Genomic DNA, 5,978 nt, shown 5'->3' on the forward strand with positions numbered 1-5,978 from the left:
ACGCGAGGACGTGACGGCGGGCCGGCTGCCCTCCGGTCGGGCCAGGGGGCGTCGCGGCGCACGGGTGGACCGCGCCGACACGTCACCGGGCCGGTCGAGGTGCGCGACCCGTCCACGATGGTCGTCGGGGCAGACCTCGGTCCACCGCGCGGCCGGACGTGGGTGGGACTGAAGCTCGACAACGGTCATGGTGGCTCCCTACTCGATACGGTGTGCGATCGTGATTCGCACACCTGTATGTGTTTCTCAGTACATCTGTTCGAATCCGAACTCCCCTAGAGTTGTATCACGCGACTCCGACACAGTCACGATCCACGGAGGAATTTCTTCGAACACGTGTGTGGCGCGCCGCAGCCCGTGGCACTAGGGTGTAGACAGATCACAGCGTCGAACATCCATTCGCCGAAGGGACCACACGAGATGCCGAAGCCCGATTTCGAGTCACTGACGGACCGACAGAAGAGCGTTCTGCTCCACATCCACGACACCGTCAAGGAGCGTGGCTATCCGCCGAGCATCCGCGAGATCGGGGACGCGGTCGGCTTGCAGTCCACGTCGTCGGTGGCGCATCAACTCCGCACGCTGGAGAAGAAGGGCTTCCTGACGCGGGATCCGCACAAGCCGCGGGCGGTCGATGTCCACGGTGTCCCGGGGCAGAAGTCACGGGGCCGTCGGTCACCTGCTCCGGAGCCCCAGCGTCCGGGCGGCGCGGTCGAACCCGTCTACGTCCCCGTGCTCGGCCGGATCGCGGCGGGCGGGCCCATCCTCGCGGAGCAAGCCGTCGAGGAGATCTTCCCCCTGCCGTCGGACCTCGTCGGATCAGGCGATCTGTTCATGCTCAAGGTCGTCGGCGAGTCGATGATCGACGCCGCCATCTGCGACGGCGACTACGTGGTGGTCAGGCGGCAGAACGTCGCGGACAACGGGGAGATCGTCGCCGCCATGATCGACGGGGAGGCGACGGTCAAGACCTTCCGGAACGACTCGAGCGGAGTCTGGTTGCTGCCCCACAATCCGTCGTTCAGCCCGATTCCGGGCGAGCACGCGACGATCCTCGGCAAGGTCGTGACAGTGTTCCGGAAACTCTGAGTCCCGGTTCGAACGACGCGCCGCCCGTCCCCGCAGGGGTCAGGCGGCGCCGTCATGTGGACCGCGGGCGGCGAACTCGTCCAGTTCGCCGGCCACGGACGCGGGCAGTCGGACCACCAGCCGGGTTCCGTCCTGGGTGTGTTCCTCCTCGACCACTGCGCCCTCGGCGTGGACCCGAGACACCACGTCCCCGCGGGAGTACGGGACGGACAGGGTCACCTCGGTGTCCCCGGAGGCGACGATCTGCGTGATTCGCTCGAGGAGTTCGTCGACACCCTGCCCGGTGACCGCCGAGACGAACACGGCGTCGGGCAGCGCGTGGTGCAACTCGGTGAGGACCACGGGATCCGCGGCGTCGATCTTGTTGATCACCAGGAGTTCCCGAGGCCGCTCCGCGTTCTGCTCCTCGACCACCTCGTTGATCACCTTGCGCACCGCCTCGATCTGGCGGAGCGGGAAGGCATCCGAACCATCCACGACGTGGAGGAGCAACTCGGAGTCGACGACCTCTTCCAGTGTGGACCTGAACGCCTCGACCAACTGGGTCGGCAGGTGTCGGACGAATCCCACGGTGTCCGTGAAGACGACTGCTCTGCCGTCAGGCAACTCGGCCTTGCGCGTCGTCGGGTCGAGTGTGGCGAACAGGGCGTTCTGAACCAGGACGCCGGCTCCGGTGATCCTGTTGAGCAGGCTCGACTTCCCGGCGTTCGTGTAGCCGGCGATGGCGATGGACGGCACTGGAGTGGTACGCCGTCGGTGCCGTTTGGTGTCCCGGGCCTGCTTCATCCCCTTGATGTCCCGGCGCAGACGGGCCATCCGCTCGCGGATCCGACGCCGGTCGGTCTCGATCTTGGTCTCACCGGGGCCACGAAGACCGACGCCGCCGTTGCTCCCGGCACGACCGCCCGCCTGGCGGGACAGCGACTCGCCCCACCCACGCAGACGGGGGAGCATGTACTCCATCTGGGCGAGGGTCACCTGGGCCTTGCCCTCACGGCTGGTGGCGTGCTGCGCGAAGATGTCGAGGATCAGCGCGGTACGGTCGATGACCTTCACGTTGACCGCCTTCTCCAGCGCGAGCAACTGTCCAGGGGTGAGTTCGCCGTCGCAGATGACGGTGTCCGCGCCGGTCGCGGCGATCACGTCCTTGAGGACGCTGACCTTGCCCGACCCGATGTAGGTGGCGGCATCGGGCTTGTCACGCCGCTGGATGAGCGCGTCGCACACCTCCGATCCCGCGGTCTCGGCGAGCTGGGCGAGCTCGGCCATCGCGGCGTCCGCCTGCGCGGCGGACCCTTCGGTCCAGACACCGACGAGCACGACCCGTTCGAGTCGGAGCTGGCGGTACTCGGCGTCGTTGACGTCCTGGAGTTCGGTGGAGAGCCCCGCCACCCGGCGCATCGAGGATCTCTCCTCGAGCTGGAAATCACCGATGGACGGATCGAGGTCGCGTGTCGGCCGGTCAGCGGCCGTGTGATCAGTAGTCATTCGGGTTCATCTTCTCACACCGGGCCCCCGGTGTCCCGTGCGAGACGGTGTGCTACCGACCACGGTGGTAATGACCGCGGGCGACGAGTGTGGACGGCCCAGTGAGCGAGGACCCGGCCTCGGTGAGTGAGACCTCCACCTCGCCGCCGGGGACCACCACGACGACGTCGCCCGTCGCCTCCCCCGAGTCGGCCAGCGCGGCGACCGCGGTCGCGACGATTCCGGTTCCGCAGGACATGGTCTCCCCTGATCCCCGCTCGTGGACCCGCATGGAGACCCGACCGTCAACTATCGGGGTGGCGATCTCGATGTTGACGCCGTCGGGGAAGAAGTCCCGGTCATACACCGGGGCCTCCTGCACCGGCAGCCCGGCGAGGCCCGCGGCGTCCAGATCGGGGACCACACAGGCGAGGTGCGGATTGCCCATGTCGACGGCGAGTCCCGCGAAGGTCCGGCCACCGACCTCCGCCGAGGACAGACCCAGCAGACGCGGCTCCCCCATGTCCACCCGCACCACCGCGTCAACACCCGAGTGTGAGAGGACCTCGGCGGGGCGGGCCCCTGACCGCGTGCCCACCGGGATCGAGCCGGCCTCCGCTCTCCCGGTCGCGACGAGGGCGTGGGCGAAGACCCGGACCCCGTTGCCGCACATCTCCGCGATGGAACCATCGGCGTTGCGGTAGTCCATGAACCAGTCCGCACCGTCCACGCCGGGCGGCAGGGTCGCGAGCACGCCGCGGTCGACGAGGGCTCCGGCGGTCGCGATCCGCAGGACTCCGTCGGCGCCGATTCCGCCACGCCGATCGCACAGTGCTCGTACGAGGTACACGTCGAGGTCCAGGTCGGCCTGATCGTCCGGGAGGATCACGAAGTCGTTGAGGGTGCCGTGGCCCTTGAGGAAGGCGATACCGTCGGGCTGCGAGGCCTGGCGCGTCGAAGTCATGGCGAAATCGTACTCGCCGGCGGGGACCGTTCCGCACTGTGGAAATGTCGGATGATGCCGGACGGTACGCCCACTAGAGTCGACTTGGAGAACGGTCCCCTACCTCCAGGAGAGCATCGATGTCCGAACGCATCACTGTCGGCGGAATCCAGGTCGACGAGGTCCTGTACGACTTCGTCAACTCCCAGGCGATCCCGGGCACCGGGGTCGATCCCGACGCGTTCTGGGCGGGCGCCTCCGAGATCTTCACCGAGCTGGCCCCCCGCAACCGCGAACTGCTCGACACCCGCGACCGGTTGCAGTCCCAGATCGACGCCTGGCATCACGAGAACCCGGCGCCGATCGACCCGGGCGTCTACAAGGCGTTCCTGCAGGAGATCGGGTACCTGGTTCCCGAGCCCGAGTCCGTCTCCGTCACGACCGAGAACGTCGACGCGGAGATCGCCACGGTCGCCGGCCCGCAGCTCGTCGTGCCGGTCATGAACGCCCGGTTCGCGATCAACGCGGGTAACGCCCGCTGGGGTTCGCTCTACGACGCCCTCTACGGCACCGATGCGATCCCGGAGTCCGACGGCGCCGAGCAGGGCTCGGGGTACAACAAGGTCCGCGGCGACAAGGTCATCGACTGGGCCCGTGAGTTCCTCGACGACGCCGCACCGCTGGCGTCGGGCAGCCACGTGGGCTCCACGGCCTACGCCGTGGTCGACGGAGGCCTGCAGGTGACCGTGTCCGACGGGTCGAGCACCCGGTTGGCGGCCCCGGAGAAGTTCGTGGGCTACCTCGGCGAGCCCTCGAGCCCGTCCTCGGTCCTGCTGTGCAACAACGGTCTGCACATCGAGATCCAGATCGACCCGGACTCCCCCATCGGCTCGACCGACGGCGCCGGCGTCAAGGACGTCGTCCTGGAGTCCGCCGTCTCCACCATCATGGATTTCGAGGACTCGGTCGCCGCCGTCGACGCCGAGGACAAGACCCAGGGCTACAGCAACTGGCTGGGGCTCATGAAGGGAGACCTGTCCGAGGAGATCACCAAGGGCGACAAGACCTTCACCCGTGTCCTCAACGACGACCGGGTCTTCACCGCGCCCGACGGTTCGGGTGAGGTCCGTCTCCACGGCCGCTCGATGCTGTTCGTGCGCAACGTCGGCCACCTGATGACCAACCCGGCGGTGCTCGATGCCGACGGCAACGAGATGCCCGAGGGCATCCTGGACGCACTGATCACCTCGCTCGCCGGTATGCACGGGATCGCCGAGGGCAACGAGCGCCGGAACAGCCGACACGGGTCGATCTACATCGTGAAGCCCAAGCAGCACGGGCCGGAGGAGGTCGCGTTCACCACCGAGCTGTTCGGTCGTGTCGAGAAGCTCCTCGGGCTGCCCAAGAACACCCTCAAGGTGGGCATCATGGATGAGGAGCGTCGCACCTCGGTCAACCTCGCCGCCTGCATCGCCGAGGCCACCGAACGAGTCGTGTTCATCAACACCGGCTTCCTCGACCGGACCGGCGACGAGATCCACACCTCCATGGAGGCCGGGCCGATGATCCGCAAGGGCGAGATGAAGGGCGCCCGGTGGATGAACGCCTACGAGGACTTCAACGTCGACACGGGTCTGGCGTGTGGCCTGCGTGGCCGTGCCCAGATCGGCAAGGGCATGTGGGCCAAGACCGACCTCATGGCCGAGATGCTCGCCGAGAAGATCGGCCAGCCCGAGGCCGGCGCCAACACCGCGTGGGTGCCCTCGCCGACCGGCGCCACGCTGCACGCCACCCACTACCACCGGGTCAACGTCATGACCCGGCAGGAAGAACTGCTCGCCGGGGGTGCCCGCGCGAGTGTCGACGACATCCTCACCGTCCCCCTGGCCCCGTCCACGGACTGGACGGGCGAGGAGAAGAAGGAAGAGGTCGACAACTCCTGCCAGACCATCCTCGGCTACGTCGTGCGGTGGGTCGAGCAGGGCATCGGCGTCTCCAAGGTGCCGGACATCCACGACGTCAACCTCATGGAGGACCGCGCCACCCTGCGGATCTCCTCGCAGATGCTGGCCAACTGGATCCGTCACGACATCATCACCGCCGACGACGTCGAGGACTCGCTGCGCCGGATGGCCGAGATCGTCGACAAGCAGAACGCCGGCGACGACGCCTACCGGAACATGGCACCGGACTTCGACTCGTCCATCGCCTGGCAGGCGGCCCGGGAACTGATCCTCGAGGGCACCAAGCAGCCGTCGGGCTACACCGAGCCGATCCTGCATCGCCGTCGTCGCGAGTTCAAGGCCGCCAACGCGGGCTAGACCGGCGCCGGCCCACCCGCCGACCCGCAGAATCCGCCACGTCCGCCCGACCTCCGATCCCGCGCCAGTGGGGCCGGTTCCGGGCGGGGGTGGCGGATTCTCCGCTCTAACGGCCGCGGGCGTCCTGCGCCCGGCCCGATGGCGTCCGGCGGGCGGGC

5 protein-coding genes are annotated in these 5,978 nt (G+C 68.1%); 2 read left to right on the plus strand and 3 right to left on the minus strand.

Annotated elements, in window-relative coordinates; translation table 11 throughout:
• On the minus strand, nt 1–189 hold a 189-nt coding region (locus G6023_RS15760), incomplete at its 3' end, for a hypothetical protein (RefSeq protein ID WP_206680997.1).
• 189 nt (nt 190–378) lie between these two features.
• On the opposite strand from G6023_RS15760, the gene lexA reads away from it, so the two are divergent.
• Nucleotides 379–1,089 (plus strand): transcriptional repressor LexA, encoded by a 711-nt coding sequence (gene lexA / locus G6023_RS11560; RefSeq protein WP_371517770.1) that lies wholly within the window; start codon nt 379–381, stop codon nt 1,087–1,089.
• Nucleotides 1,090–1,128: 39 nt separating this feature from the next.
• Here lexA and hflX read toward each other — a convergent pair whose 3' ends face one another.
• Both hflX and dapF read right to left on the minus strand, forming a co-directional pair.
• A complete protein-coding gene (hflX, locus tag G6023_RS11565) occupies nt 1,129–2,577 on the minus strand; it encodes a GTPase HflX (RefSeq protein ID WP_120283417.1) in 1,449 nt (482 codons plus the stop codon).
• Between the two features lie 52 nt (nt 2,578–2,629).
• Nucleotides 2,630–3,520, minus strand: coding sequence for a diaminopimelate epimerase (dapF, locus tag G6023_RS11570; protein WP_182635593.1), 891 nt, complete (start codon nt 3,518–3,520; stop codon nt 2,630–2,632).
• A 119-nt stretch (nt 3,521–3,639) separates the two neighbouring features.
• Between dapF and G6023_RS11575 the strand changes: the two genes are divergently transcribed.
• Nucleotides 3,640–5,820: a malate synthase G gene (locus G6023_RS11575; protein WP_182635595.1), complete on the plus strand. Its 2,181-nt coding sequence runs from the start codon at nt 3,640–3,642 to the stop codon at nt 5,818–5,820.
• The last annotated feature ends 158 nt before the right edge of the window (nt 5,821–5,978 follow it).

The sequence above is a fragment of the Dietzia sp. DQ11-71 genome, from assembly GCF_014144995.1.
GTDB classification, from domain to species: domain Bacteria; phylum Actinomycetota; class Actinomycetes; order Mycobacteriales; family Mycobacteriaceae; genus Dietzia; species Dietzia kunjamensis.

Coding starts and splice junctions, on each gene's coding strand:
- G6023_RS11575 (WP_182635595.1), top strand. CDS start 3,640: ATGTCCGAACGCATCACTGTCGGCGGAATCCAGGTCGACGAGGTCCTG.
- hflX (WP_120283417.1), bottom strand. CDS start 2,577: ATGACTACTGATCACACGGCCGCTGACCGGCCGACACGCGACCTCGAT.
- dapF (WP_182635593.1), bottom strand. CDS start 3,520: ATGACTTCGACGCGCCAGGCCTCGCAGCCCGACGGTATCGCCTTCCTC.